27 protein-coding genes are annotated in these 24,496 nt (G+C 78.1%); 13 read left to right on the top strand and 14 right to left on the bottom strand.

The window, feature by feature from the left end; all coding sequences use genetic code 11:
• Nucleotides 1–174: 174 nt before the first annotated feature.
• Both ACFY07_RS00340 and ACFY07_RS00345 read right to left on the bottom strand, forming a co-directional pair.
• Nucleotides 175–1,416: an FAD-dependent oxidoreductase gene (locus ACFY07_RS00340; RefSeq protein WP_390866654.1), complete on the bottom strand. Its 1,242-nt coding sequence runs from the start codon at nucleotides 1,414–1,416 to the stop codon at nucleotides 175–177.
• A 182-nt stretch (nucleotides 1,417–1,598) separates the two neighbouring features.
• Nucleotides 1,599–1,901: a GNAT family N-acetyltransferase gene (locus ACFY07_RS00345; protein ID WP_390866655.1), complete on the bottom strand. Its 303-nt coding sequence runs from the start codon at nucleotides 1,899–1,901 to the stop codon at nucleotides 1,599–1,601.
• 321 nt (nucleotides 1,902–2,222) lie between these two features.
• On the opposite strand from ACFY07_RS00345, the gene ACFY07_RS00350 reads away from it, so the two are divergent.
• Nucleotides 2,223–3,062 carry a YhjD/YihY/BrkB family envelope integrity protein gene (locus ACFY07_RS00350; protein ID WP_390866657.1) on the top strand — a complete coding sequence of 280 codons (840 nt, stop codon included), beginning with the start codon at nucleotides 2,223–2,225 and terminating at the stop codon, nucleotides 3,060–3,062.
• Between the two features lie 7 nt (nucleotides 3,063–3,069).
• Here ACFY07_RS00350 and ACFY07_RS00355 read toward each other — a convergent pair whose 3' ends face one another.
• Both ACFY07_RS00355 and ACFY07_RS00360 read right to left on the bottom strand, forming a co-directional pair.
• Nucleotides 3,070–3,381, bottom strand: a complete 312-nt coding sequence (locus ACFY07_RS00355; RefSeq protein ID WP_390866658.1) for a hypothetical protein — start codon at nucleotides 3,379–3,381, stop codon at nucleotides 3,070–3,072.
• A gap of 381 nt (nucleotides 3,382–3,762) precedes the next feature.
• The gene (locus tag ACFY07_RS00360; RefSeq protein WP_390866659.1) at nucleotides 3,763–4,371 is read right to left on the bottom strand and encodes a QsdR family transcriptional regulator; all 609 of its coding nucleotides are present in this window, start codon (nucleotides 4,369–4,371) and stop codon (nucleotides 3,763–3,765) included.
• A 330-nt stretch (nucleotides 4,372–4,701) separates the two neighbouring features.
• On the opposite strand from ACFY07_RS00360, the gene ACFY07_RS00365 reads away from it, so the two are divergent.
• A complete protein-coding gene (locus ACFY07_RS00365; protein ID WP_390866660.1) occupies nucleotides 4,702–5,088 on the top strand; it encodes an ATP-binding protein in 387 nt (128 codons plus the stop codon).
• 132 nt (nucleotides 5,089–5,220) lie between these two features.
• Here the strand turns inward: ACFY07_RS00365 and ACFY07_RS00370 are convergent, their stop codons facing one another.
• Together ACFY07_RS00370 and ACFY07_RS00375 are read right to left on the bottom strand one after the other, a co-directional pair.
• Nucleotides 5,221–5,616, bottom strand: a complete 396-nt coding sequence (locus ACFY07_RS00370; RefSeq protein WP_390866661.1) for a hypothetical protein — start codon at nucleotides 5,614–5,616, stop codon at nucleotides 5,221–5,223.
• Nucleotides 5,617–6,021: 405 nt separating this feature from the next.
• A complete protein-coding gene (locus tag ACFY07_RS00375; RefSeq protein WP_390866662.1) occupies nucleotides 6,022–6,234 on the bottom strand; it encodes a hypothetical protein in 213 nt (70 codons plus the stop codon).
• A 95-nt stretch (nucleotides 6,235–6,329) separates the two neighbouring features.
• Between ACFY07_RS00375 and ACFY07_RS00380 the strand changes: the two genes are divergently transcribed.
• On the top strand, nucleotides 6,330–7,157 hold the full coding sequence (locus ACFY07_RS00380; protein ID WP_390866663.1) for an aldo/keto reductase: 828 nt from the start codon (nucleotides 6,330–6,332) through the stop codon (nucleotides 7,155–7,157).
• Between the two features lie 113 nt (nucleotides 7,158–7,270).
• Here the strand turns inward: ACFY07_RS00380 and ACFY07_RS00385 are convergent, their stop codons facing one another.
• Nucleotides 7,271–7,891: a hypothetical protein gene (locus tag ACFY07_RS00385; protein ID WP_390866664.1), complete on the bottom strand. Its 621-nt coding sequence runs from the start codon at nucleotides 7,889–7,891 to the stop codon at nucleotides 7,271–7,273.
• A gap of 441 nt (nucleotides 7,892–8,332) precedes the next feature.
• On the opposite strand from ACFY07_RS00385, the gene ACFY07_RS00390 reads away from it, so the two are divergent.
• The 5 genes from ACFY07_RS00390 (at nucleotide 8,333) to ACFY07_RS00410 (ending at nucleotide 12,060) form a co-directional block, all read left to right on the top strand.
• Nucleotides 8,333–9,478, top strand: coding sequence for a hypothetical protein (locus ACFY07_RS00390; protein ID WP_390866665.1), 1,146 nt, complete (start codon nucleotides 8,333–8,335; stop codon nucleotides 9,476–9,478).
• A 9-nt stretch (nucleotides 9,479–9,487) separates the two neighbouring features.
• Nucleotides 9,488–9,925 carry a GGDEF domain-containing protein gene (locus tag ACFY07_RS00395; protein WP_390866666.1) on the top strand — a complete coding sequence of 146 codons (438 nt, stop codon included), beginning with the start codon at nucleotides 9,488–9,490 and terminating at the stop codon, nucleotides 9,923–9,925.
• Nucleotides 9,926–10,088: 163 nt separating this feature from the next.
• A complete protein-coding gene (locus tag ACFY07_RS00400) occupies nucleotides 10,089–10,313 on the top strand; it encodes a YozE family protein (RefSeq protein WP_230647108.1) in 225 nt (74 codons plus the stop codon).
• A gap of 87 nt (nucleotides 10,314–10,400) precedes the next feature.
• Nucleotides 10,401–10,796: a hypothetical protein gene (locus tag ACFY07_RS00405; RefSeq protein ID WP_390866667.1), complete on the top strand. Its 396-nt coding sequence runs from the start codon at nucleotides 10,401–10,403 to the stop codon at nucleotides 10,794–10,796.
• Nucleotides 10,797–11,097: 301 nt separating this feature from the next.
• A complete protein-coding gene (locus tag ACFY07_RS00410) occupies nucleotides 11,098–12,060 on the top strand; it encodes a ribonuclease BN (RefSeq protein WP_390866668.1) in 963 nt (320 codons plus the stop codon).
• Between the two features lie 84 nt (nucleotides 12,061–12,144).
• Here ACFY07_RS00410 and ACFY07_RS00415 read toward each other — a convergent pair whose 3' ends face one another.
• Together ACFY07_RS00415 and ACFY07_RS00420 are read right to left on the bottom strand one after the other, a co-directional pair.
• Nucleotides 12,145–12,747 (bottom strand): AAA family ATPase, encoded by a 603-nt coding sequence (locus ACFY07_RS00415; RefSeq protein WP_390866669.1) that lies wholly within the window; start codon nucleotides 12,745–12,747, stop codon nucleotides 12,145–12,147.
• A gap of 86 nt (nucleotides 12,748–12,833) precedes the next feature.
• A complete protein-coding gene (locus ACFY07_RS00420) occupies nucleotides 12,834–14,924 on the bottom strand; it encodes a SpoIIE family protein phosphatase (RefSeq protein ID WP_390866670.1) in 2,091 nt (696 codons plus the stop codon).
• A gap of 472 nt (nucleotides 14,925–15,396) precedes the next feature.
• Between ACFY07_RS00420 and ACFY07_RS00425 the strand changes: the two genes are divergently transcribed.
• A complete protein-coding gene (locus ACFY07_RS00425; RefSeq protein WP_390866671.1) occupies nucleotides 15,397–15,672 on the top strand; it encodes an isoamylase early set domain-containing protein in 276 nt (91 codons plus the stop codon).
• An 80-nt stretch (nucleotides 15,673–15,752) separates the two neighbouring features.
• On the opposite strand, the gene ACFY07_RS00430 is transcribed toward ACFY07_RS00425, so the two are convergent.
• On the bottom strand, nucleotides 15,753–17,312 hold the full coding sequence (locus ACFY07_RS00430; protein ID WP_390866672.1) for a putative glycoside hydrolase: 1,560 nt from the start codon (nucleotides 17,310–17,312) through the stop codon (nucleotides 15,753–15,755).
• 351 nt (nucleotides 17,313–17,663) lie between these two features.
• Between ACFY07_RS00430 and ACFY07_RS00435 the strand changes: the two genes are divergently transcribed.
• Both ACFY07_RS00435 and ACFY07_RS00440 read left to right on the top strand, forming a co-directional pair.
• A complete protein-coding gene (locus ACFY07_RS00435) occupies nucleotides 17,664–18,701 on the top strand; it encodes a polysaccharide deacetylase family protein (protein ID WP_390866673.1) in 1,038 nt (345 codons plus the stop codon).
• Between the two features lie 273 nt (nucleotides 18,702–18,974).
• Nucleotides 18,975–19,841, top strand: coding sequence for a PucR family transcriptional regulator (locus ACFY07_RS00440; protein ID WP_390866674.1), 867 nt, complete (start codon nucleotides 18,975–18,977; stop codon nucleotides 19,839–19,841).
• A 359-nt stretch (nucleotides 19,842–20,200) separates the two neighbouring features.
• Here the strand turns inward: ACFY07_RS00440 and ACFY07_RS00445 are convergent, their stop codons facing one another.
• A complete protein-coding gene (locus tag ACFY07_RS00445) occupies nucleotides 20,201–21,091 on the bottom strand; it encodes an alpha/beta fold hydrolase (protein ID WP_390866675.1) in 891 nt (296 codons plus the stop codon).
• Nucleotides 21,092–21,344: 253 nt separating this feature from the next.
• On the opposite strand from ACFY07_RS00445, the gene ACFY07_RS00450 reads away from it, so the two are divergent.
• Nucleotides 21,345–21,821, top strand: a complete 477-nt coding sequence (locus tag ACFY07_RS00450) for a MarR family transcriptional regulator (protein ID WP_390867039.1) — start codon at nucleotides 21,345–21,347, stop codon at nucleotides 21,819–21,821.
• Between the two features lie 106 nt (nucleotides 21,822–21,927).
• Here ACFY07_RS00450 and ACFY07_RS00455 read toward each other — a convergent pair whose 3' ends face one another.
• From ACFY07_RS00455 to ACFY07_RS00465, 3 genes are all read right to left on the bottom strand, one after another.
• Nucleotides 21,928–22,236: a DUF6401 family natural product biosynthesis protein gene (locus tag ACFY07_RS00455; protein WP_390866676.1), complete on the bottom strand. Its 309-nt coding sequence runs from the start codon at nucleotides 22,234–22,236 to the stop codon at nucleotides 21,928–21,930.
• Nucleotides 22,237–22,409: 173 nt separating this feature from the next.
• A complete protein-coding gene (locus ACFY07_RS00460) occupies nucleotides 22,410–23,048 on the bottom strand; it encodes a winged helix-turn-helix domain-containing protein (protein ID WP_390866677.1) in 639 nt (212 codons plus the stop codon).
• Between the two features lie 92 nt (nucleotides 23,049–23,140).
• On the bottom strand, nucleotides 23,141–23,272 hold the full coding sequence (locus ACFY07_RS00465) for a hypothetical protein (protein ID WP_390866679.1): 132 nt from the start codon (nucleotides 23,270–23,272) through the stop codon (nucleotides 23,141–23,143).
• 747 nt (nucleotides 23,273–24,019) lie between these two features.
• On the opposite strand from ACFY07_RS00465, the gene ACFY07_RS00470 reads away from it, so the two are divergent.
• Nucleotides 24,020–24,466 (top strand): hypothetical protein, encoded by a 447-nt coding sequence (locus ACFY07_RS00470; protein ID WP_390866680.1) that lies wholly within the window; start codon nucleotides 24,020–24,022, stop codon nucleotides 24,464–24,466.
• Nucleotides 24,467–24,496: the final 30 nt, after the last annotated feature.

Below are 24,496 nucleotides of genomic sequence, written 5' to 3' on the forward strand. Positions count from 1 at the left end.
GGACGGTGAAACGGCGGCGGACCGGGTGTCACCGCAGATACGTTTCCTCGCTCGGCACTCCCTCCGCCGCCCGAACGAACGGGCGAACGGGCGAACGGGGCGGCAGTCGGGGCCGGCCCGCGGGCACCCCCGGGCCGAACCGGCCCCGGTCCGGGCCGGGCCGGGCCGCCGGGGTCAGGCCGCCGCCAGGTCCGCCAGCACCTCCCTGGCCGCCCGCGCCCCGGACGCCAGCGCGCCCTGGACGGAGCCCGTGGCCCGGTGGTCGCCGCACACGTACCGGCCCGGTGCGAACCGCGTGGTCCGGGTGAGCGGCCACGGCGGGGCCATCGCCGGGAGCGCCTGGGCCACCGGGTACTCGGCGACCGGCTCCCAGGCGGCGGTGTCCGTCCCGTACAGGTCGGCCAGCCGCCGCCGCACCTCCGCCTCGCGGCCCCCGCCGCCCAGCACCGAGGTGGACACCAGGGCCCGGCCCGCCGGGGCGAGGCCGCGGCAGACCTCGCTCAGCACCACCGTGTTGAGCACGCCGCCCTCGGTGTCCACGAGCAGCGTGGGCTCGGCGAGCGGCGCGGTCGGGGCCGCGTGGTAGTAGGTGGTCACCGCCCGGGTGTCCGGGACCGCGAGCCCGGGCAGCAGGACGGCGGCCGCAGCCGGGCCGGTGGCCACGACCACGGCGCGGGCCGCCTGCTCGCGGCCGCCGCCGAGCAGGGCGCCCTCCCCGGTCAGCCCCTCGACGGGCTGCTCCAGCCGGACGGTGCCCCGGGGCAGGGCTTCGGCGAGGGCGGCGGGCGCCGCGCCGATGCCCGCCGCGGGCAGGCACAGGGTGCCGCGCAGCATGGAGCGCCAGACCAGGTGGAAGAACCGGCCGGAGGTCTCCAGGCGGTCCTCCAGGAACACCCCGGAGAGGAAGGGCCGGAAGAAGGTCTCCACCAGGGCCTCGGAGACCCCCGCCCGGGCCAGGGCCTCCCGGGTGGTGACGTCCGCCGACCGGCGCAGCACGGCGGGCGGCAGCAGCATGTCGCGGCCGCTGAGGACGGCGAGCGCGGCCAGGTCCCGCGGGGAGGCGAGGCGGCCCGACACCAGGTCGGCGGAGTCGCGGGGCCTGCGGGTGGGGTCGGTGAAGCGCAGCCTGCCGCGCGGGGTGTGCAGCAGCGCGCCCGGCGTGAAGGGGTGCAGCCGCAGGGACCGCAGGTCGAACCGGCGCCGCACCTGGGGGTAGGAGGTGTTGAAGACCTGGAAGCCGCGGTCCAGCCGGAACCCGTCGCGGACGTCGGTGCGCATGCGCCCGCCGACCCCGTCGGACGCCTCCGCCACCCGCACCTTCAGGCCGGCGGCCGCCAGGTCGGCGGCGCAGGCGAGGCCTGCCATGCCGGCGCCCACCACCAGCACGTCGATCGGGTCGTTGTCCGCCGCCGCCATCGTGGTCTCCGTCCGCCGGGTCCGTCGCAGTGCTGCCGCCACGGTAGGGGGCGCGGCCGCCGGGACCGAGGCGACGCGCGGCGGCGGGGCCGGACCGTGGCGGCGGCCGTGCCGCCGCCACGGTCCGGCGGCACGGCCCGCGGCCGTCCCGGCCCGGGTCGGACGGGCCGTCCCGGGCCGGGTCAGTCCTGGACGCTGCTGCGGTTCTGGTAGGCCAGGTCGGCGTACTCGGGATGGCGCCCCATCCAGCCCGCGATGAACGGGCAGGTCGCCAGGACCGCCAGGTCCCGGGCCCGGGCGTCGTCCAGCGCGGCACGGGCCAGCGCACTGCCGACGCCGCGCCCCTCGAAGGCCGGATCGACCTCGGTGTGCGGGTGGACCACGAGGTTCTCGCTACGGATGTACTCGGCGAAGCCCGCCAGGCGGTCCCCCTCCCTGGCCTCGAAGCGGCTCCGCCCGGGGGCGTCGGTCACGGCGATGTCCATCGGCTCTCCTCGCGCTGGTCGGCCGCGGCGGTCCGCCGCCGCGGCCGGTCGGCGGGCCCCGGTGGCCGGCCGCCCGCGGGATGCACCGTACCCGCCCCCGCGGCCGACACCCCGGTTCCGTCCTGCGGACGGGCCCGGCGGGGCGGGATCGGGCAGGGTGGACGCAGGGGGCCGGCGGCGAGGCGTCGAGGAGCGGCGGGTGTCACAGGTGCGATGCGGGTACGGCGCCCGCGGGGTCCCCCGGTGAGGGCGCGGGAGCGGGCGGCGCGGCTGCGCCGGACCGCCCGGGCGCTGTGGTCGCGGATCCCCCTCCTCCCGCGGGTGGCCGAGCAGCTGCTGCGGGTCGACGTGCTGGACAACGGGACGCGGCTGGCCGCGCAGGTGTTCCTGGCCGCGCTGCCGGCGCTCCTCGTCTTCAGCGCGTTCGCGCCCGCGCCCGTGCGGGACGAGCTGCTGTCCTCCCTGCGGAGCGAGTTCGGGCTGCGCGGCGAGTCGCTGGAGCTGGTCAAGCAGCTGCTGCAGTCGCCGGACGGGGTGACGCGGGAGACGTTCGGGGTGGTCGGCGCGGTGGTGACGCTGGTCTCGGCGACGGCGTGCAGCCGGGCCCTGCAGCGGGTGTGCGAGCGGGCGTGGCGGCTGCCGCGGTCGGGCCTGCGGATCGCGGCGTGGCGGTGGCCGGTCTGGCTGGCGGTGTGGCTGGCGGTGTTCGTGCTCCAGGGGCCGCTGCGCAACGGGTTCGGCGTGGGGCCGCTGCTGGGGCTGCCGCTCGTCCTGCTGGTCGACGTCCTGCTGTGGTGGTGGACCCAGCACCTGCTGCTGGGCGGCCGGGTGCCGTGGAGGCCGCTGCTGCCGGGGGCCGTGCTGTGCGCGGTCTCCGTGGTGGTGCTGAGCGGGGCGGCGCGCCTGTACCTGCCCCGGGCCCTGGACCGCGCCGTCCGGCAGTTCGGGGCGTACGGCGCGGTGTTCATGCTGCTCTCCTGGCTGATCGTGGTCGGCGCGGCCGTGACGGCGTCCGTCAGCCTGGGGTACGTCCTCGCGTCGGAGGGGACGGTGGTGCGGCTGCTGGCGGCGCGGGGGCCGGAGGGCCGGGCCGACGGGCGCACACGGGCCGGCGGGGCCCGGACCGGGTCCGGGCCCCGCCGGTGGCGGTGGCGCTGGTGATGGAACGTCAGAAGACGATCGCCACGTTGTTGCCGAAGCCGCCGAAGCCGCCGTAGCCGCCGTAGCCGCCGAAGCCGAAGAGGCCGCCGTAGCCGAGTCCGCGGTTTCCGAAGCCGTAGCCGCCGTAACCGCCGTGGCCGCCGTAACCGCCGCCGTAACCGCCGTGGCCGCCGCCGTAACCGCCGTGGCCGTGGTGGTGGCCGTGGTGGTGGCCGCGGTGGCCCCAGGAGGAGGCGCTGGCGGTGCCGGCGAGCGGGACCACGGTGACGGCCGCGGCGAGGGCCGCGGTGGCGGCGATGCGGGTGATGCGCTTGCTCATGGTTCTTCCCTTCGGGTTGATCCGAACAACCGGTGGCACGAACGTAAGCAAGTTCGAACCCGGCCCGCACGCCGAGGACTCCTCTGCGTCACCCCTCGGACACGCTCCGCTTCCCCCGCACACGCGGCGTCACCGCAGGTCAGAGGGGGCGAGGGGGGCGGATCGAGGCCGCCGGGCGGAGGGGTGCCCGGATAGACCGTCCGGGGCACGCGCCCCGACGTGGCCGCAACGGGGGTCCGCCCGCGGACGCGGGACGCGGGACGCCCCCGCAGGAACGCCGGGGCCGCCGGCGCCCGCGGCGCGCCGACGGCCCCGGGCGGGCGGCGCGCCCCGGGCGGCCCCGCACGCCCGGGGTCCGGCGGCCCCGCCGGAGGGGGTGCGTCACATGCCGCGGAGCAGCAGGCGGAGCACGTCCACCGCGCGGCGGACGTCACGGTCGGTACCGGTGATCACGTCGCTGCAGACGAAGGCCTCGCCGAGGCGGACGGCGGCGTACGCCAGGGTGTCGAGGTCGATGGCGGGCCGGAAGGAGCCCCGCTCCTCCGCGGCCCGGAGCATGTCGCGCACGGCGGCGACCAGGCGCGTCTGGACCACGCCGTGCCGCGAGGTGAGCACCCGCAGGGCGAGCTCGGGATCGCGGAGCAGGAAGCGGCACAGGGGGGCGGACTCGTCGACCGCGACCACGAAGCGTTCGAACACCTCGACGAGGTAGGGCGCACCGTCGCCGCGCGCCTGCTCGCGCGCCCACGCGAGCGTCCGCCCGGTGAGATCCCAGAGCACCTCGCCGAGGAGCAGCTCCCTGTTGCCCGCCCACCGGTAGACGGTCGCCCGGGAGACGCCGAGGGCGTCGGCCAGCTCCCGCATCTCGAACAGGCCGTCCCCCTGGAAGCGGGTCCGGGCGAGCTCCAGCAGGTCGTCCCTGCTCGGAGGGGGTGTGCGACCCTGCCCCGGGGCCGCCGGCGGCGGCTTCCCTTCCGTCCTGTGCGACACACGGCTAGTGTGCCTTATGGGACATTTCGCCGCCGCGTCTCACGGCAGGCCCGCCTCGGCGGCGAACAGCCGCCCCGCCCGGACCGCCGCGCCTCCTGCCCGTCCCGGACCGATCCGCGGCCTCCGCGCCGCGGCCCCCCACAGACTGGAGCGGGCATGGTGATGCCGTCCCTCTTCGACCCGGGCGCACGCGCGGGCCTCTTCCCGCCGCCGGGGGCCGGCGGCGGACCGCCGGTGAACCGGGGGCGTCCGCCGTCGCCCTGCACGGTCCCCCGGCAGGGGGGTGCCGGGGCGGACCGGACGGACGGGTGCGCCGCGCAGGCCGCCTCCGTGACGTGGTCCTTGCCCGCGCAGGCCCTCCACGCCCACCTGGCACGCCGCTGGCTGCAGTCCCTGCTGGACCTGTCCTGGCGCGACGGGGACGCGGTCGACCGCGCGGTGCACGTCTTCGGCGAGATCGTCTCCAACGCGGTGGAGCACGCCGGGGGCCGGATGACCGTGCACGTGTCGGTCTGCGGCCACGCCCTGCGCTGCGAGGTCGGGGACCCCAGCCCGCGGCTGCCGGAGCCCACCGACGCGGCGGCCGACGACGAGCACCACCGGGGCCTGCCGCTGGTGCGGGCGCTGCTGGGCGCGCCGCCGGAGATCCGCCGCACGCCCGACGGCAAGGTGGTGGCGTTCACCGTCCGCGCCGACGGGGCGCCCGTCGCCGCGTGAGGACCGCCCGGGCCGGCCCCGGGGGCGCGGAGCGCAGCTCCGGGCGGGCTCCGCCGGGGAGGGGGCCCGCCGGAGGGGAGGCCCCGGCGCCGGGCGGGCGCCGGCCCCGGCGGACGGCGGGCCCGGAGCGGATCAGCCGAGGAGGGCGGGCAGGACGGCCGGCCGGAGGGCGGCGGGGACCAGCGGCGGTATCGGGTCCGGCCAGGAGACCGGCGGCGCCGCGCAGCGGACCGCCCGCACGCCGACGGTGTAGCAGACCTCGTCCTGCTGGAGGTCGACGGCGACGATGCGCCCCGCGTGCAGTCCGCGGAGCCCGTCGGCGTAGCGGGCCGGATCGCCGAGCCAGTCGCGGACCGTGGTGGGGGCGGGCGGGTCCAGCTGCTCGGCGATCGCCGTCAGCCGGGCGTAGAGCCAGTCCATCGCCGCCTCCGCGGTCGCTGTGAACCGGCCGCCGAGGGCGTAGGTGCGCCGCTCGCCCGCCACCTGCGCCGCGGAACTGGTGCACCAGAACGCCGTCGAGGAAACCACGGGGCTACTCCTGCTGTCCGACCGGGGATGCTCACGATGGTGCCATGCCTTTGGCATATGCATGACGAGTTTCGACGACTCGACGGCGCCTGTTCCGCCCGGGGGGTGCTCAGCGCGCGCGGGGGGCGCGCCTGCGCGCGCCGAGGGAGGGGGCCGCGGGGGGCGCGCCTGCCTCGAGGGCGGCGACGCGGAAGGGTCCGGCGGAGGCGCCGGCGGGGGCGGCCGGCCGCGGAGCGGGGCCGGATGCGTGAGCAGTGGAGGGCACGGCTGGATTCTGCCCGCTCCGGGACGGTGTCGGAGCAGTTGGCGGACTCTGCGGGACGGGAGCCGTCCGCTGTGGTAGAGCGGCGCGCCCCCGCACCGGGAGCGGTGCGGGGGCGCGCGGAGGAGGCGGTTCTGCGGGTGTCAGGCGGCCGTGCACAGCCCGCCGCGGGGGGCGGAGCGCAGGGCGTCGAGGGCGGCCAGGTAGCCGGTCTGCAGGCGCTGCAGTTCGAGGACGGCCTCGGGGGGCCAGTCGGTGCGACGCGCGGCGAAGGCCCGCACGGCGTCGTTGGCCGCGTCGAGGTCGCGCTGGAGCGCGCGGGTGTCGCGCGCCGCGTCGGAGAGTGCTTCGTACATGTGCCCCAGGGTAGGGGACGGGTCGGACACCGGCGCGGGGTTTTCCCGGGCGTGTGCGTTTGCAATAGAAGGCGTCCGCAATTAGTGTCGGGGGCATGAACTCCATCCCCACCGTCACTCTCAACAACGGCGTCCGGATCCCGCAGCTCGGCTTCGGCGTCTTCCAGGTCCCCGACGAGGAGACGGCCGCGGCGGTCGGCACCGCCCTGGAGGCCGGATACCGCAGCATCGACACGGCTGCCGTGTACGGCAACGAGAAGGGGGTCGGCGACGCCCTGGCCGCCTCCGGGATCCCCCGCTCGGAGGTCTTCGTCACCACCAAGCTGTGGAACGACGCCCAGGGCTACGACTCCACGCTGGCCGCCTTCGACGAGAGCCTGGCCAAGCTCCGGCTCGACCACGTCGACCTGTACCTGATCCACTGGCCCGCCCCCGCCCGGGACCGCTACCTGGACACCTGGCGGGCCTTCGAGAAGCTGCTCGCCGACGGCCGCACCCGCGCCATCGGCGTCTCCAACTTCACCCCCGCCCACCTGCGGCGGCTGATGGACCACTCGGGCGTCGTCCCCGCCCTCAACCAGGTGGAGCTGCACCCGCACCTGCAGCAGGCCGAGCTGCGGGCCTTCCACGCCGAGCACGGCATCGCCACCGAGGCGTGGAGCCCGCTGGCGCAGGGCGGCGAGCTGCTCGAGGACCCCGCGGTGGCCGCGGTCGCGGAGAAGCACGGCACCACCCCCGCCCAGGCGGTGCTGCGCTGGCACCTCCAGCTCGGCAACGTGGTGATCCCCAAGTCGGTCACCCCGGAGCGGATCCGGGCCAACATCGACGTCACGGGCTTCGAGCTGGACGCGGACGACATGGCGGCGATCGGGGCCCTGGAGTCCGGCACCCGGATCGGCCCGGACCCGGACGCCTTCAACTGACGCCCCCGAGCCGCGCCCCGGACCGCCGGGGCACGGCGACGGGTACGGGCCGGGGCCCGCAGGTCGGCGACCTGCGGGCCCCGGCCCGTGTACCGGGCGGGTGGGCCGCCGGGTCAGCCCGTGGCCGGGCGCTGCCTGGGCAGCGCGGAGCGGAGCGGGCCCGCCGCCACGCCCGGGGAGGCGGCGGCCGAGGCGCGGCGGCGCCGGGGGCGCACGCAGGCCGCCCGCAGCGCCTGCTCGACCAGCTTGACCTGCTCCAGCATGGCCCGGGCCCACTCCCGCTCGCGGATGTAGAGCTCCGAGGCCGGCTGCACCGGCACCAGGAGCGGCTCCGGCCGGGCCGCAGGCCCGGCGGCGGGGACGGGACCGGCGGCGGACGGACCGGCGACGGTCCGCAGCCCGGCGTGCATGGCGGCGACGTCGGCCTCCAGCCGCAGCCGGACCATCCTGGCCAGCTCCACGGGGTACCGGTGCAGCAGCTCCTCGTGCCACCAGCGGGCCGGGGCGAGTTCGAACAGCCACGCCTTGGCGGACTGCTGGAACCCGGCCGAGGTGGGCGGGCAGACGGCTCCGGGCCAGTGGGAGGACGATACGGAGGCGCCGGGGCCGCACGGACGCAGCTCGGCACGGCCGGGGGCCGGCCGGCCCGCGGCCTGCCGTCCCGGGACGGACCGGCCGGGAACCGGGCGGCGGGGGTCGGGGGTGGGCTCCTGCGGGGGTGTCGGACGTGCCACGTGATGCTCCCTTGCTGCTCACCGTCCCGGTCCGGACACGGCACGCACGGGGGTGCGGTGCGGCGGCCGGGCATCCCGGTCCGGAGGGGGCGCCCGGCAGGACCGGACGCGGCGGGGGCCTGGCCGCGGCCCGGACGGCCGCTCCCCCGCGGCGGTACCGGCCGGTCCCGGCCGCGTACGGCCGTACCGGCACCCTGCCGGGTGGTAGGAAACGAAACGTAACCTACTCCCCGAAATACGCACAAGGGGTGTCCTACCACCCGGTACGTCCGGCGCCCCGGGGCCCCCGGGACGGCTGCCCCGCAGGTGGGGCGGCGGTTGCGGGTTTCGGAAGTGGCGCTTCCTGCGGAGAATCCGGTGAAAACCCGCCCGAAGGTGAGCGAAGTCGTTATAAGGGAGGGTCGCGGTCGGCGCGCGGGGAGAGCGGTCAGGGAGAGGTGGATGGAGAATCGGTCGTCGGTCCCGCCGTCCCCAAAGGCCCCGGCCGCGCCCTCCCCGAACGTGCCGGCCCCGGCGTCCGGACGCGCCCGCGGCGGCGGCCCCGGACCGGCGGTCCTCCCGGCCCGCTCCCCCGCCGGCGCGCGGCTCCGCGGCACGGCGTGGGTCCGGTGGCTGGCCGTCGGCGCCCTGCTCACGGGCTGCTGCTCCGCCCTGCCGCGCGGCCGGGCGGGCGACGCGCTCTACGCGGCGACCGGCGTGGCGAGCGCCCTGGCGGTGGTCCTCGGGGCCCGGCTGCACCGGCCCGCCGCCGCGGGCCGGTGGTACCTGCTGGCGGCCGCCCAGCTGCTGCGGACGTGCGGCGACGTCGTCTACGGGCTCCGTGAGGACGTCCTGCACCGCCCGCCGTTCCCCTCCGCGGCCGACGTCCTCCACCTCGCCGCCTACCCGGTGCTGGCGACCGCGCTGCACGCCCTCACCCGGCGCCGGGGGCCGGGCTCCGACCGGGCCGGGCTGCTGGACGGCGCGCTGATCGCGACCGGCCTGGGGCTCCTGTGCTGGGTCTTCCTCATGCGTCCGGCGGCGGGCGGCAGCCTGAACGGCCCGTTCGCCCAGCTGCTGTCCCTGGCCTACCCGGCCGCCGACCTGGTGGTGGCGGCGATGGTGCTGCGGGTGCTCGTCCCGGCCGGGCTGCGGAACGGCTCGTACTGGCTGCTGGCCGCCTCCCTCGTCCTGCTGACCCTCACCGACTCGGCCTTCGCCGCCCTGTCCGCCGCGGGGCGTGGCGACGCCCGGATCCTGGACGCGGGCTGGCTGCTCTCCTACCTCCTGTGGGGCGCCGCCGCGCTGCACCCCTCGATGCGCACGCTCTCCGAGGTGGCGGGCCGGGCGGCGTCGAAGCTGACGCGCAGGCGGCTGGCAGTCCTCGCGGCGGCGACCCTGCTGGCCCCGGGGGTGCTCTTCGCGCAGGGGGCCTGCGGGGCGGAGCGGATCGACTGGCTCGCCGTGAGCGTCGCCTCGGCCGTGCTGTTCCTGCTGGTGGTGGTCCGGGTGGCGGACCTCGCGGCGCAGGTGCAGGTCCAGGCGGACCGGCTCGCGGAGCTCGCCGGCAGCGACGGCCTGACCGGCATACCCAACCGGCGCACCTAGGACCTCGAGGTGGCGCGGCAGCTCGCCCGCGCGGCCCGCAGCGGCGACCCGGTCTGTGCGGCGCTGCTGGACCTCGACCACTTCAAGCGGTTCAACGACGCCCACGGCCACCTCGCCGGCGACCGGCTGCTGCGCGGCGCCGCCGCGGCCTGGCAGCGGCAGCTGCGCTCGGGGGACCTGCTGGCCCGCTACGGCGGGGAGGAGTTCGGGGTGCTGGTGGTGGGGCTGCGGGCCGAGCAGGCCGCGGCGGTGCTGGAGCGGCTGCGGGGGGCCACCCCGCTGGGGCAGACGTTCTCGGCCGGGGTGGCGCTGTGGGACGGGACCGAGTCGGCGGAGGCGCTCCTCGACCGGGCGGACCGGGCCCTGTACCGGGCCAAGAGCACCGGGCGGGACCGGGTGGCGGTCGCGGCCGACGGGGCCCGGCTCCCGGCGTCGGGGCAGGAGTAGGGTCCCGCCGGGGGGTGCGGGGCGCGACCCGCGGGGCGGCCGGGGCCGAAGGGACCGGAGGAGCGGCCGGGGCCGGAGGGGCCGCCGGGGCCGTGCGGCCCTCACGGGTGGATGTGGCCCGGGGGTGTCGCCCCGGGCGGTCCCGGGGGTAGGGATGCCCGGCATGAACGATCAGCAGAACAGGACGTTCCGCGCCTGGCTCCTCTCGTACGCGCAGATCCACGGCGCACTCGGCGACCTGGCCCGCACGGTGCTCGACGACCCGGAGTGGCCGGAGGGGCCGGTCGACCTGGAGCGGTGCCGCGAGCGCCTGGTCGCCCGGGGCGCCGACACCGGCGCGGTGGACACCCTGGAGGAGGCGTGGGAGCGCTACAGCCACGTCCGGTGACCGGCCCCGGACCGCGTCCGGCCCCCGGGCGGCCGGGCGCTCCCCCGCCCGGTCGCGGGAGCCGGGGCGGCGCCGCACGCTGGAGGGGTGAGCGATGAACGGCGCCGCGCCCCCGTGACCCGGGGCTGGCCCGACGCGGTCCGCACGCCGGGCACGGACGGCTGGGAGGAGACCGCCGTCCGGTGGATGTGGAGCCTGCTGCCGGCGGCCTGGGAGCAGTACGACGTCTTCCACCACCAGCCGCTGCTGCTGGCCCGGCAGGCCGACCTGCACCTGCGGGCGGAGATCGCCGGACTGCGGCACGGCTGGTCGACGACCCGCCGCGACCTGGCCGACGCCGGCATGGACCCGCGCACGGTCGACCGGCTGCTGGAGGTGTACGCCGTCGAGGGGCAGCGCCTGCGCGAGGTGGACCTGCAGCTGCAGACGGTCACCGACGCGCTGGTCCGCGGGATCCGGGAGCGGATGCACCGGCATGCCTGACCGGGAGGGACCCGGCGGTGCGGGGACCGGCCGGGAGGAGCCGGGGGGCGGGGAGCGGAAGGGCCCCTGCCCGGAGGAGCCCTGCCCGGAGGAGCCCTGCCCGGAGGAGCCCTGCCCGGAGGGGCCCCGGCGGGCGGACACCGGCCCCGAGGGCCGCAGTCCCGAGGGCACCGGTCCCGGGGGCATTGGTCCCGGGGGCACCGGTCACGAGGGCACCGGTCCCGGGGGCCCTGCCACCGGGCGGCCGGACCGGGCGGGCACCGGGCCGGAGGGGCGGCGGATCCTGCACCCGGTCCGCCCGATGCGGCCGCGCCCGTCGGCGGTCCCCTGGTACCGGCGGCTGCACCTGACCTGGCACCGCTCGGGGGTGCGGCGCGGCTGGCGGCGCGGCGGCGAGCTGGAGCTGATGCACCGGGCGCTGAGCTTCTCGGCGCTGGGGCTGGTCACCCTGGTCCCGCTGCTGATCGTGGTCGCGGCGGCGGACCCGGTGGGCGGCCACGGCTTCGCCCAGTGGGTGGTGGACGGCATGGGCATCTCCGGCCGGTCGGCAGCGGCCGTCCAGGAGCTCTTCGCGGCACCGGCGAAGGTCCTGAGCACCACCAGCGCCCTGAGCGTGGCCGCGCTGGCGGTCTTCGGCCTCTCCTTCGCCTCGGTGGTGCAGACCGGGTACGAGCGGGTGTGGGACATGCCGTCGGGGCCCTGGCACACCGCCTGGCGGCGTGTGGTGTGGCTGACCGTGCTGACCGCCTACCTCTTCGCGGACGTGCTGAGCGGCGGGCTGCTGGCGGGCCGGGGCTCGCTGCGGGTGCTGGTGACGCTGACCGCCGCCGTGCTGTTCTTCTGGTGGAGCCAGCACTTCCTGCTCGGCGGACGGCTGTCCTGGCGGCGGCTGCTGCCGGGGGCGGTGACGACCGTGGCCGGGCTGGTGGGTCTGCGGGTCTTCTCCTCCCTGGTCTTCGCACCGCTGATCGTCTCCAACGCGGTGAGCTACGGCGCGGTGGGGACGGTGCTGATCGTGCAGTCGTGGCTGATCGGCGCGGGGGTGGTGGTCTTCGGCGGCGCCCTGGTGGGGCGGGAGCTGGTGGAGGAGCGGGAGCGGCTGCGGCCGCACCTGCACGTGCACCTGCGGCCGTCGGGGCACGCCCGGCCGCGCCGGACGCACCCGGGGCGCCCGCAGCTGCACCTGCACCGGCCCCGGCCGCACGGGCTGCGGTTCCACGGGCTGCGCCTGCACCGGCCGCACGTCCCCCGCGGCCGCCGGTAGCCGCCGCGCCGCACCTCGCCGCACCGCGCGGCGGAGCGGGACGCTCCGCCGCGGGGCGGGGCGGCGAGGTGCGGGGCGCCGCCGTCAGCCGTCCCGGACCAGGGCCGCGACCTGCTCGGCCAGCGGCGGCGCGCCGGTCCGGTTGTCGATCTCCCGGTGGGGCACGGGCGGCGGCACGTCGGGGAGGGTGCGGGCGGTGAAGGCGTCGAAGCCGGCGAGCTTGCCCGTGTCGCGGGGGCTGCTGCGGGCACGCAGCCGGGCGGCCAGGGTGGCGGCGTCCGAGCGCACCCAGACGAGCCGGACGGGGTCGCCGCCGAGCTCCGCCGTCCACGCGCGCCAGCGGCCGGGGTCGCGGATCTGGCCGGTGAACGGCGCGACCAGCAGCACGGGGCAGCCGGGCCGGCGGATCTGCCGGGCCGCGGCGGTCATGCCGGCGTACTCGTGGAGCTTGACGTGGTCGTCGTACCAGGGGCCCTCGCGCTCGCCCGGCGGCCGGCCGTGGGCCCGCTGGACGGCGGCGACGAAGCCGGCGAAGAGGACGTCCTTGTCGAGGAGCGCGGGCACCGGGCGCAGCGCGGCGAGCAGGAGGTCGGCCACGGTGGACTTGCCGGCACCGGGCGCCCCGGCGACGACCCACACCGCGGCGCCCCCGCCGCCGTCGGCGTGCCCGCCGGCGTGTCCGTGCATACGCCCCTCCGTCCGCCCGTGCCGTGCCCGCCCCCATGGTGCACCGGGTGCTCCGGCGGGGCACCCGCAGGCCCCGCCGGTCCGCCCTACAAGGCCGCGGTGCCGCCGCCGAGGCGGGCGAGCAGGAGGGCGACGTCGTCGTCCGGGGAGCGGTACAGGGCGTCCAGGACGGTGTCGCAGGTCTCCTGGAGCGGCCGGGCGGGGCCCTCCAGCAGGCACAGCAGCTCGCGCAGGCCGCTGTCGATCGGCCGGTCGCGGCGTTCGACCAGCCCGTCGGTGTAGAGCGCGAGGAGGGTGCCGTCGGCCGTGTCGACGGTGACGGACGAGAACGGCACGCCGCCGACGCCGAGGGGCGCGGCGACGGGGATCTCGACGAGGGCCGCCCGGCCGTCGGGCAGGACCCGGACCGGCGGCAGGTGGCCGGCGGAGGAGATCTCGCAGCGCGAGCGCCGCGGGTCGCAGACGGCGTAGACGCAGGTGGCGAAGGAGTCGCCGAGGCCGGCCGCGATGTCGTCGAGGTGGGCCAGCAGGTCGGCCGGGGCGAGGTCGAGGCCCGCGAGGGCGCGGGTGGCGATGCGGAGCTGCCCCATGACGGCGGCGGCCCGCACACCGCTGCCCATGACGTCGCCGACGACCAGGGCCACCTTGCCGTCCGCCAGCGGCAGGACGTCGAACCAGTCGCCGCCGATCTCGCGGCCGGCGGCGGCGGGGCGGTAGCGGGTGGCGGTCTCCAGGGCCGTGTGCGCCGCGGGCTCCTGGGGCAGCAGGCTGCGCTGGAGGGTGAGGGCGGTCTCGCGTTCGCGGCCGTAGAGGCGGGCGTTGTCGATGCAGACGCCGGCGCGGGCGGCGAGCTCGCAGGCGAGGGTCTCGTCCTGCCGGCCGAAGGCGCGGGGGGTGACCGTGCGGTAGAGGCTGAGGGTGCCCAGCACCTCGCCGCGGGCGGTGAGCGGGACGGCGAGGTAGGAGTGGACGCCGGCGCGCGCCAGGACCCCGGCGGCCTCCTCGTCCCGGGCGACCTCGCCCATCAGCGGCCCCTCGGTGAGGGGGACGAGGACGGGGCGGGCCTCGCGGACGGCGGTGCTGATGGTCCGGGAGGGGTCGTAGTGGGCGATCGCGCCGACCGGGTCGGCGGCGTGGATGGCCTGGGTGGGGTAGCCGGCGGCCACGGCCAGGGCGCGGAAGCGGGTGGAGCCGTCGGCGGCGGTGGCGGAGCCGAAGGGGTCGTCGGTGTCGCCGAGCACCGAGTCGAGGATGTCGACCGCCGCGAGGTCGGCGAGCCGGGGGACGGCGACCTGGGCGAGTTCCCGGGCGGTCTGCTGGAGGTCGAGGGTGGTGCCGATGCGCACCCCCGCGTCGGCGATGACGGCGAGGCGCTCGCGGGCCTCCACGGCCTCGGCGGACGCCCAGTGGCGTTCGGAGACGTCGATCACGGAGACGGCGAGGCCGAGGACCCGGCCGGTGGAGTCGTCCAGCCGGTAGTGGCAGACGGACCAGACGTGGTCGCGCCCGGTCTCGTCCTGGGGGCCGCCGGAGACCCGCTGGTCCAGGACGGGCCTGCCGGTGGCGAGCACCCGGCGCAGCGCGGACTCGACCTCGTCGGCGTCCGCGGACGGCAGGGCCTCGCCCGGGGTGAGGCCCAGGAGGGCGGCGGCCGGGCGGCCGGCGAGCCCGGCCAGGGCGGCGTTGACCCGGACGAACCGCAGCCCGGTGTCGAAGACGCCGACGCCGACGGGCGACTGCTCGACGAGGCGCTCGGAGAGGGCCATGTCGGTCTCGACCCGGCGCACGGTGCTGACGTCCGCGGCGAGGCCGAGGGCGAGGACGCCGCCGCCGCGGTCGACGAGGCGCATGGTGCGGAACTCGACCTGGCGGTCGGAGCCGTCCCTGTGCCGGACGGGGAAGACGCCGGCCCAGACGGCGCCGGCCCGCACCCGGCCGAAGAGGGTCATGGCGAGCTGCCGGTTCTCGGGGGCCACGAAGAGGCGGGCGGCGTAGCGGCCGAGGGCCTCGGCGGCGGTGAAGCCGAAGACCTGCTCGGCCTCGGGGCTCCACAGGGCGATCCGCCCGTCGGAGTCCAGGACGACGGCGGCGACCCGCAGCAGGTCGAGCAGGCCGCCCGGTGCGGCGGTGACGCCCGCATCGGCGGCCCGCTGCTGCGGCGCGGGATCCGCGGCCATACCGTCGGCTCCCTCCTCGTGGCGGCACGGTCCCCGCGGCGGGGCCGGGTCGGGCCGGCCCCCTCGCGGCGGCGTCCGCCGTGGTGGCGGCGCCCCGCCGGGCGGGGCCGGCCCCGTCGGGCGGTACGGCCCGTCGCGGCGGCGGGGTGCACGGCTGCGGAGGCGGGCGGGCCGCACGCCTCTACCCGTGATACCTCGCCCCGGGGCCGTCCGCACCCCGCCGGACGCCGCAGGGCGGCGGGGCGCCGCGGCCCGGGCGCGGCCCGGGACGGTCCGGGCGCGGCCCGGGACGGCCCGGGACGGTCCGGGCGCGGCCGGGGGCGGTCCGGGGGCGGTCGAGGGGCGGTCCGTGGGCTCGGGATGACGCCGGGCGGGTGAGCCACGGCGGCGGCGGGGCGGGGATCCGCCCCGGGGACGGCGGCGGTGGGTGAGGATCGCCTCGACATCCCCCACCAGCGAGGAGCGGACCGCCGTGTTGGAGCGCACCAAGCACAAGAACCGCGTCGAGGTCACCTTCGTCCTGCCCGCCGACCACCCGCACACGCAGGTGAGCGTGGTGGGCGACTTCAACGAGTGGCGGCCCGGCGCCCACCCGATGGAGCAGCGCCCCGACGGCAGCCGCGCCGTGACGGTGGCGCTGCCGGCCAAGGAGCGGTTCGGATTCCGGTACCTGGCCGAGGACGGCCACTGGTTCGACGAGGAGCACGCGGACGAGCACGACGGCACCAACGGCTACGTGCTGACCTGAGCGGACCGGCCGCGCGCCGCCGCCCCCGTCCGCTCGTCGGACGGGGGCGGCGGCGCGCGGGGGTGCGGCGGCGGCGCGGGTCAGCGGACGACGGCCAGGGCGTCGCCCTGGTACTTGGCGCCGGCGTTCCACAGCAGGAAGGAGTGGATGCCGTCGTCGGCCGCGGCGCGGATCTGCGCCCGGACCTCGTCGGGGCCGTAGTGGACGCCGAGGGAGAAGTCCTGGAGCCACGGCATGACCTGGGACTCGCTGCCCTTGGTCTTGCGCACGAAGTCCGCCAGCGAGCGCTGGACGATGGCGTAGGGCTGGGAGTTGGGGTTGTCGACCCGGTACTCCCCGGCGCCCCAGTGCGACGGGTAGACCATGGGGGCGATGTAGTCGGCCTGCTGGGCCATGAGGCCGATGTCCTGGGCGATCTCGCGCGGCCGGGTGGCGGCCACACCGAAGACGGAGACGCCGAGGAAGGCGCCCCTGGGCCGGACGACAGCGCGGGTCTCGGCCACGAAGTCGGCGATGCTCTTCTCGGGGGTCACGCTGCCGAGCCCGGGGAACCGCATGCTCGACAGGGGCCCGTCGGGGCGGCGGACGTAGTCGTAGAGGACGTCGTCGAAGCCCAGCGAGGCGGCCTCGGCGGCCAGGTCGGTGTTGTACCGGCGCACCGTGGGGTCGGCGAAGTTGGTGAACGACAGCGATCCGTAGTTGCCGCCCCCGTAGGGCTGCCCGTCGGGGGTCTGGACCACGGAGGAGCGGTGGCCGGCCTTCCAGGCGGCGTTGGCGAGCATCGGGTCGCGGAAGGCGACGATGCGGCCGACGACCTGGGCGCCGAGCCTGTGGATCTCCGCGATGGCCTTGCGGGCGTCGTAGTAGCCCTTGGCGGCGCCGATCTTGCGGGCGAGCGGCACCTGGGAGGCGTAGCCGATCTCGCCGTCCTCGTCCTTGATGTCGAGCTCGACGGCGTTGAGCTTCTTCTGCCGGATGAGGTCGAGGACGCCCTCGCGCAGCTCGGTGGAGGTCCAGCCGATGGCGGTGAGATGGGCGGCCCGCATGAGCGGGTGCGGGACCACGGCGTGGACGTCGTCGGTGGTGCGGTTGCCGGCCCGGTCGACGGCGGTGACCGTGACGCGCGGGGGCGGGTTCTCGACGACGGTGGAGAAGGAGCCGTTGTCGCCGAGCTTCACCTCGTGCCCGTCGACCTCGACCCTGGAGGCGCCCTTCGCGGTGCCGCTGACGGTGACCGGGGAGCGCAGGGTCCTCGCCCGGGTCCTCTCCAGCCGCACGACGGGGGCGGTGGTGTCGACGGTGAAGGTGCGGGTGGCCCGGGGGCTGGTGAAGGGGATGGAGCCGCGGCTGCCCTCCACCGAGAGGCGGTGGCGGCCCTCGGCGAGCGCCCCCGGCTGGATCTCCAGGCGGTCGCCGTGGAGGCGGGTGGGGACGGGGTGGCCGTCGAGGGTGACCTTGAGGGTGTGGAGCAGGGAGGTGTCGTCGGCGGTGACGGACATGGCCAGGGACCTGGCGTGCGCGGCGTTGAGCACGGAGTCGGCGCCGAGGCCCCGGACCGTCAGCTGCGGGGTGAGCACCTGGACGGTGAAGGCGCCGGCGGCGCCGCAGGCGAGGACGACGACGCCGGCCGCGAGTGCCACGCGGCTCCTGCGGGTGCGCAGGAAGGAGTGCTTCCGGGTCGCACCGGCCCGGCTTGCGGATGCAGGGGACATTCGACACCAACCTGATCGTGGACTGACCCGTCGCTGAGTCATTGACCGATCACAGTCGGATAATCCTGTTAATTGCCGCATATCACCCGGACGGATCGCGGACCCGCCCGCCGCGCACCCGCACCCCCTCCGACAGCCTCCCGCGCCCCCTCCGGCGGCCTCCCGCCCCCGCCGCGCCCCCTCCGGCGGGCATTCCTTGGGCCGTTCGGCGCCAGGACGGTTGTGGCCGGGGGCCGTGCAGGCAACGTCTTGCCTGTCCACCACCACCCGGGAGGTTCCGTGCGCCGCCGCTCCGTCCCCGTCCTGTCAGCCCTGCTCGTCGGGCTGCTCGCCACCTCCTGCTCGGCAGGGGGGTCCGCCGGCACGGACTCCTCCGCCGCCTTCGCCCGGCCCGCCGGCGACGCCGGGTCGGCGTCCGCGCACGCGCCCAGGGACCCGGCGTCCGTACGGGCGAACGAGCTCGGGCAGGTCCCGGTCCTGATGTACCACCAGCTGACCGAGCACCCCGCGAGCGTGTACGACCGCACCCCCGCCGACTTCCGGGCCGAGCTGGAGCGGCTCGCCCGGGAGGGGTACGTGCCGATCACCGCCGCCGAGCTCACCGGCGGGCGGATCGACGTCCCGGCCGGCGCGCACCCCGTCGTGCTGACCTTCGACGACTCCACCAACAGCCAGGTGCGCCTCGGCGCCGACGGCCGGCCCGCCCCGGACAGCGCGCTCGGCATCCTCCTGGACGTCGCCCGCCGCCACCCCGGCTTCCGCGCCACCGCGACCTTCTTCGTCAACAGCGAGCCCTTCTCCGCCACCGGCGGGAAGCAGGCCCTCGGCTGGCTCGCCGCGCACGGCTTCGAGGTCGGCAACCACACGATGGACCACTCCAACCTGCGCACCCTGGGGGACGAGGAGGTGCAGCACGAGATCGCGGGCGACCTGAGGGAGATCCGGCAGCTGGCGCCGGGCGCCCGGGTGGTCTCGTTCGCGCTCCCGTTCGGGTCCATGCCGGAGCAGGCGGCGCTCGCCGTGCGCGGCTCCTCGCAGGGCGTGTCGTACCAGCACCGCGGGGTGTACCTGGTGGGCGCCAACCCGGCGCCGTCCCCGTTCTCCGCCTCCTTCGACGCGGCCGCGATCCCGCGCATCCGCTCCGAGGGCGCCAACGGCCAGGAGGCGGAGTACGGCTCCACGGCGTGGCTCGACAGGCTGGCCGCGAACCCCTCGTCCCGCTACACCTCGGACGGCGACCCGGCCACGGTGGCCTTCCCGAAGGCGGAGGAGTCCCGGCTCGCGCCCGCCTACCGCGCGCGGGCGCGGGCGTACTGAGCGGGCGTACCGGCAGGGCGCGCGCCGGAGGGCCCGACGGCGGCAAGGCGCGCGCCGCGGAGGGGCCCGACGGCGGCACGCGCCGGACGGGCCCGCCGGCCGTCCTCGCAGGGACGGGCGGCGGGGCGGCCCCACCGCCGGGCCGGGTCAGCAGCGGCCGGGGACGGGCGCGTCCGGCATCGGGCGGGCCTCCCGGCCCTCGCCCGGGCCTCGGCGGGCCTGGCCGAGTGCGTGGCCGGGATCCGGCTCCGCGGCCCGGGGCGTGCGATCCGCATGGCACCCGACGGCAGGGAGGCGCCCGCCGCGCCGTCACCCGCCTCCACCACGGCGCCGGTCACCCTGGACGAGGAGGAGATCGGCACGGTGTGGCTGGAACGCCCCGGCCCGCCCGGAGCCCTCGACGGCGTGCTGCTGGACCGGCTCGCCATGGCCGCCGCGGCGGTGGTCGAGAGGTACGGACCGGCCCGCACCACCATGGCCGACCCCGCCCTCGTCGAACTGGCCGTCAGCCCCGGCACCGACGAGGCGGCCAGAGCACGTGCCCTGCAGCTCCTGGGTTTCGCCGCCGGTCCTCCCCTGTGCGTCGCCGCCGTACGCTCGCGGCTTCCCCTCGACCGGGTCGCCGGCCTGCTCTGCCCGGCCCGCCCGGTGAAGGCGGCGGCCCTCGCCGACGTGGGCGTCGTCCTGGCCGCGGCCCTGGACGGGGCCCGGTTGCCGGCGGAGGTGCGCGCGGGCATCGGCGCCGCCGCCGGCCCCGACCGGTCCTGGCGTGAGGCGCGCACCGCCCTCCGCTTCACCACCTCGCGCGAACCCGTCGTCCGTTACGACGAGCTGGGCGCGCCGGCCCTCCTGGCCGAGGTGCCCCGGGACGCCGCACGGGGCAATGCCGACGTGGCCGCGCTCGCCCGGGTCGCCGGCGTCCCGGAGGCCCCGGAGGCCCCGGAGACCCTGGAGACCCTGGAGGCCTACTGCGCGGCCGGCTCCCTGCGCCGGGCCGCCGGCCTCCTCCACCTGCACCACAGGAGCGTCGCCCGCCGACTCGGACAGCTCGGGGAGACCCTGGGCGTCGACCTCGCCGCACCCACCGGACTGGTACGGGTCGGGCTCGCCCTCACCGCGTGGCGGCTGCTGAACGGCTGAGGAAGACCCGGGAGGTCGCCCAGGACCCGTCGCGGGGCGGCGCGGACGACGCCGGGCGCCGCCTCCGCCCCGCAGCGGCGTCCGGTCCGGATCGCCCTGCCGACCGCGAGGAGGCGCGGTCGCCGCCGAGGCGGCGCACGCCGGCCTCGCCGCCTCCGGGGCCGGTGGAGTCCCGGCCCGCGCACGGAGACCGGGCCCGCCCGGTGACGTCGTGCCGTGCCGGCGGCCACCACCGGTCCCCGTTCGGGTCCTCCCCGGGGACCGGCGGGGCGCGGCCCTCCTCCGCCCCGGCCCGGGCCCCGGTGGCCGACGCGGCGCCCACAGGCGCGCCGCGGGCGCGGGGAGGGGGTCCCCCGCCCTCAGGGCCGGGCGAGGAACTCCAGGATCCGGCGGTCGAGCTCGTCCGCGGGGTGCATCGGCAGCGTGTGGTGGGAGGTGCCGGCCAGCACGGCCGTCCGCGCGTGCGGCAGCAGCCGCCGGGCGCCCTCGACGACGCGGCCGGGGTCCTGGGCGCGGCTGCGCGCGGCGGCCAGGACGAGGGTGGGCGCGGTGAGGGTGCGCAGCCGCCCGGCCGGGGGGCGGCGCATGACGACGACGCTCCGGCGCCGCACGCCCGCCGCGCCGCGGGCGGTCAGCTCCAGCCAGTCCGGGTCGAGCGGGAGGCCGCCGGTCTCCCAGGTGTGGAAGGAGCGCACCCGCGCGGCGGTGGGCCGCAGCAGCGGCAGGGCCCGCAGCAGGTAGCGCGCCCGCATGCCGGTGAAGCACCGCGTGGGGTCGAGGAGGACCAGCCGGTCGACCCGTGCGGGGGCGTGCAGGGCGTACTGGAGGGCGGTCCAGGCGCCGTAGGAGTGGCCGCACAGGTGGGTGCGGTCCAGGCCCAGGCGGTCGAGGACCTCGCCGAGCCAGGCCGCCAGGTCGGCGGCGCCGCGCAGGGGGCGCCCCCGGTGCATGCTGCGGCCGACGTCGCCGACCAGGTCCACGGCGTGCACGCGGTGGACGCGGGCCAGGGCGCCGACGTTGGCGTACCAGACCGCCGAGGTGGCGCCGCCGCCGGGCAGCAGAACCAGCGGCGGACCGTCCTGCGGGCCGCAGACGAGGACGCGGGCGGTGCCGTACGCGGTGGGGGCGTCGACCGCCTCGAACGGCACGGGCCAGCGGGCGAGCAGGGCGTCGTAGGCGGCGGAGAACGCCTCGGCGTCGGCCGGGCTGCGGAAGGCCGGGGCGGCAGGGGCGGGGGCGGTTCCGGGCACGGGGGACCTCCGAGGGAGCGTTTACCTCACTGGCCGATCATCTCGTTCATCGAGACAATAGCCGTGCGGGCCGTCCCGCGGCAGGGTCCCGTGGCAGAGTGGCGCGGCAGACGGGCGGCGGACGGGAAGGGCAGCCGTGGAGGACACCGCGGACCGGCAGGCGCACGAGCACGGGCCGGAAGAGGGGCACGGGGGCGAGGGAGGGCGCGGGCGCGGAGGGGGGCACGGGCGGGCGCGGGGGCAGGAGCCCGGCCTGGAGCTGGTGCACCTGCTGCGCGGCATCACCGTGGAACTCGACCTGCTGGGCGCGGAGTTCGCCGCCCGGCACGGGCTCCACCCCACCGACCTGCGGGCCCTGATCCACCTGCTGGACGCCGACCGGGCGGGCACCGACGCGACACCCGGCCTGCTCGGCGAGCAGCTCGGGCTGAACTCGGCGTCCGTCACGGCGCTGGTGGACCGGCTGGAGCGGCAGGGGCACGTGCGCCGGGTCCGCGACACCCGCGACCGGCGGCGGGTGCTGCTCTCCGTCGAGGACCGGGCGGTCGCCCTCGGCTGGTCGTTCTTCGGACCGCTCATCCGCCGGGTGGTGGCGGCCGCGGGGTCCTACGACGAGGCGGAGCTGGACGCCGTCCGGCGCTTCCTCGTGGAGACGGCCGGAGCGGTCGCCGCGGAGCGGCGCCGGGCCGCGGAGCCGGACCCCGCGGAGGGCGGGTCCGCCGCGGGGTGAGGGTCCGCCGCGGGGCGGGGGGCGGCACCGGGCACTGCGGTCAGGTCCTCCTGCGGGACAGCGGCCGTACGGCCCGGCGGGACGGCGGCCGGGCGCGGACCCGGGGTCACGCCAGGAAGTCGTCGGCGGGGAGGAGCCCGGCGCGGCGCGCGAGCCAGCACAGAGCGGTGAGCCGCAGCGCCGGGAACGGCTCCGGGTCGTGCGGGCGCCAGCCCCGGTCGTGCAGCTCGTCGAGGAACCCGAGGAGGTAGTCGGAGAGGTGCCGGGCGTCGAGGGGGACGGCGTCGCGCACCGCGGCGGCGTGCTGGTCGACGGCGGCGAGCAGGCCCGGGTCCTCCTCCAGGCGGGACAGCTCGGGGCCGTAGGCGGCGGTCAGCCAGGCCAGCGGGTCCGGGATGGGGCTCTCGTGGGGCATCCGTCCACACTAATCACGCTTTCGGCACCCCAAACCCCCCGCGCGGGTGGTCCTTGTCACACCAGGGCGACCGCACCGGCGGGCCCGGTGCCGCCGGGCCCCGGGGCCGGGCGCGGACGGACCGCGCCGGGGCCGCCGGGGCCGCCGGGGCCGGCGGCTGCCACACCCTGCCGTCAGGCGCCCGCACCCCGGGCGGGCGGCGCGTACGTGTAGCCGACCCGGCGGACCGTCACGATGCTGTCGCGGTGGGCCGGTCCCAGCTTGCGGCGCAGCCGGGCGACGTGGACGTCCACGGTCCGGCCGTCGCCCACGTGCCCGTACCCCCACACGGCCGAGACCAGGTGGTCGCGGGTGTGGACCCGGTGGGGGTGCGCCGTGAGGTGGGCGAGGAGCTCGAACTCAAGGTACGTCAGGTCCAGCGGCACGCCGTCGACGTGGACGGTGCGCCGGTCGGTGTCGACGGCGACGCCCGGCCCGGGTCCCCGGTCCGGCTCCGGCAGGGGGTCGGGACCGGGAAGCGGCGCGGGCGGCGGGACGGCGGAGGCGGGGACCAGGACGAGGTAGCCGACCATCGGGACACCGGAGCGGTCGGCGGCGTACCGGGCGAGCAGCTGCTCGGGCAGTGCCGTGTCCGGCAGTGCGGCGAGCACGGTGGCGCCCTCGGGGAGCTGCAGGGGGAACGGCTGCGGGAGCTGCGGCGGGGACTGCGGCGCCGCGCCGGTCCGCGCGGCGTGCGGGGGCAGGGCCCGCAGGTGCGGGACGGGGGAGGATGCGGTGGGCGGGGTCGCCGGCAGGGTGGAGACGTTCGACATGGCGGGTTCGGGTCCTTCGCGCGAGAGGGCTGCTGGGCGGCGTCTGCGCGCGGTACGGACACGACGGCCCGACCCCGGAGGAGTCCGGGCGGTCAGGCGGAGGCGTGTCCGTGCGCGCCGGGCACGCGGGGACACGTCTGGTCGAAGTGGTGGCCCTGCCGGGACGGCCAGAACGGCTCGAGGTCGTGGCGACCCCGGGCTCCGTCCGTCGTGGTGCTGTCCATGCCCCCATTCAACCAGAAGGAGGGGCGTGCCCGCCGCCCCGGTGCCGGGCGCACCGCGGGCGCCGGACCGGTGGCGGCCGGTCCGGCGCCCGGGGGTCACGCGGCGTCAGCTCACCGGCGCCGCCGCGCCCTCGACGGCGTCAGCCCATCGACGGGGGCGGCGGCTCGGGCGCGGGCAGCGGCTGCGGCTCGGGCTCGGGGAGCGGCCCCGGCGAGGGGGGCGCGGGGACGGGCTCCGGCTCGGGTCCGGGGCCGGGCAGCGGCCCGGGGGCGGGCGGGACGGGACCCGGCGGTACGGGTCCGGGCGGCGGCGTGGGCTGCGGCGGCTCCGGTTCGGGACGGTCCGGGCCGGGGCGGAGCGGTTCGGGCTCGGGGACGGGAGGCACCGTGCCGGCGGCGGCCCGCCCGGCGGCGTCCCGTCCTCCCGGGGCTGGGCTGTGCATCGTCTCTCTCTCCTCCACTCGTCAGGCGGGGCGCGGCGGTCCGGCCGGCGCCGGTGGGCGCCCGGCCGGGCGGGGACCCCGGGCTCTGCGGGCCGCCGGGGGCCGGGGCACGGCGGTCCCGGGCGGCCGGTCGGCCGTGTCCGCCGCCTACCCGGGGGGCCGCCGCGTACCCGCGGCGCGCACCCGGGGCACCGGGGCACCGGGGCACCGAGGAGGGAGCCGGCGGGGCTGCGGGCGGCGGGGCCCCGGCGGCCGGCGTCGGGGCCGGGTGGCGCCGGGGCGGGACCGGGGCCACGGTGGAGGGATGAGCGAGGACCCCCGTCCGCCGGGCGCCGCACGGGCCGGGCAGTCCTCCGGCGCGCCCGCCGGGCGCTCCGGGGGCGCACCCGTCGGGTGGCCGCCGGACGTGCCGCCGCCGGGGGTGCCCGGGTGGGAGGCGGAGGCGGAGCGCTGGCTGTGGGGGCTGCTGCCGGCCCCCTACCGCCGGTACGGGGTCCTCCACCGGCAGCCGGTGCTCCTCGCGCGGCAGGTGCTCCTGCAGGTCGAGGCCGAGCTGGTGGCGCTGCGCAAGGGGTACCGCTCGGCCCGGGTGGACCTGGCCGGCCTGGGGACGGGGCCGGCGGTGGTCGAGGAGGCGCTGCGGCTGTACGAGGCGGAGGGGGCGCGGCTGGAGGAGCTGGCCCGGCAGGCGCGGGCGGTGACGGACGCACTGGTGCACGGCCTGCGCCGCCGGTCCGCGGCGGACGGGTGACGGGCGGCCGCCGACGGGTGCCGGACGGCC

It is taken from the genome of Streptomyces sp. NPDC001380 (genome assembly GCF_042895785.1).
GTDB lineage: Bacteria > Actinomycetota > Actinomycetes > Streptomycetales > Streptomycetaceae > Peterkaempfera.

Excerpts from the sequence above, each read along its gene's own strand:
- ACFY07_RS00440 (WP_390866674.1), top strand. The coding sequence starts at position 18,975 with ATGGCACCCGACGGCAGGGAGGCGCCCGCCGCGCCGTCACCCGCCTCC.
- ACFY07_RS00420 (WP_390866670.1), bottom strand. The coding sequence starts at position 14,924 with ATGGCCGCGGATCCCGCGCCGCAGCAGCGGGCCGCCGATGCGGGCGTC.
- ACFY07_RS00340 (WP_390866654.1), bottom strand. The coding sequence starts at position 1,416 with ATGGCGGCGGCGGACAACGACCCGATCGACGTGCTGGTGGTGGGCGCC.
- ACFY07_RS00410 (WP_390866668.1), top strand. The coding sequence starts at position 11,098 with ATGCGGCCGCGCCCGTCGGCGGTCCCCTGGTACCGGCGGCTGCACCTG.
- ACFY07_RS00390 (WP_390866665.1), top strand. The coding sequence starts at position 8,333 with ATGGAGAATCGGTCGTCGGTCCCGCCGTCCCCAAAGGCCCCGGCCGCG.
- ACFY07_RS00470 (WP_390866680.1), top strand. The coding sequence starts at position 24,020 with ATGAGCGAGGACCCCCGTCCGCCGGGCGCCGCACGGGCCGGGCAGTCC.
- ACFY07_RS00455 (WP_390866676.1), bottom strand. The coding sequence starts at position 22,236 with ATGCCCCACGAGAGCCCCATCCCGGACCCGCTGGCCTGGCTGACCGCC.
- ACFY07_RS00375 (WP_390866662.1), bottom strand. The coding sequence starts at position 6,234 with ATGTACGAAGCACTCTCCGACGCGGCGCGCGACACCCGCGCGCTCCAG.
- ACFY07_RS00345 (WP_390866655.1), bottom strand. The coding sequence starts at position 1,901 with ATGGACATCGCCGTGACCGACGCCCCCGGGCGGAGCCGCTTCGAGGCC.
- ACFY07_RS00400 (WP_230647108.1), top strand. The coding sequence starts at position 10,089 with ATGAACGATCAGCAGAACAGGACGTTCCGCGCCTGGCTCCTCTCGTAC.
- ACFY07_RS00460 (WP_390866677.1), bottom strand. The coding sequence starts at position 23,048 with ATGTCGAACGTCTCCACCCTGCCGGCGACCCCGCCCACCGCATCCTCC.
- ACFY07_RS00355 (WP_390866658.1), bottom strand. The coding sequence starts at position 3,381 with ATGAGCAAGCGCATCACCCGCATCGCCGCCACCGCGGCCCTCGCCGCG.
- ACFY07_RS00465 (WP_390866679.1), bottom strand. The coding sequence starts at position 23,272 with ATGGACAGCACCACGACGGACGGAGCCCGGGGTCGCCACGACCTCGAG.
- ACFY07_RS00380 (WP_390866663.1), top strand. The coding sequence starts at position 6,330 with ATGAACTCCATCCCCACCGTCACTCTCAACAACGGCGTCCGGATCCCG.
- ACFY07_RS00415 (WP_390866669.1), bottom strand. The coding sequence starts at position 12,747 with ATGCACGGACACGCCGGCGGGCACGCCGACGGCGGCGGGGGCGCCGCG.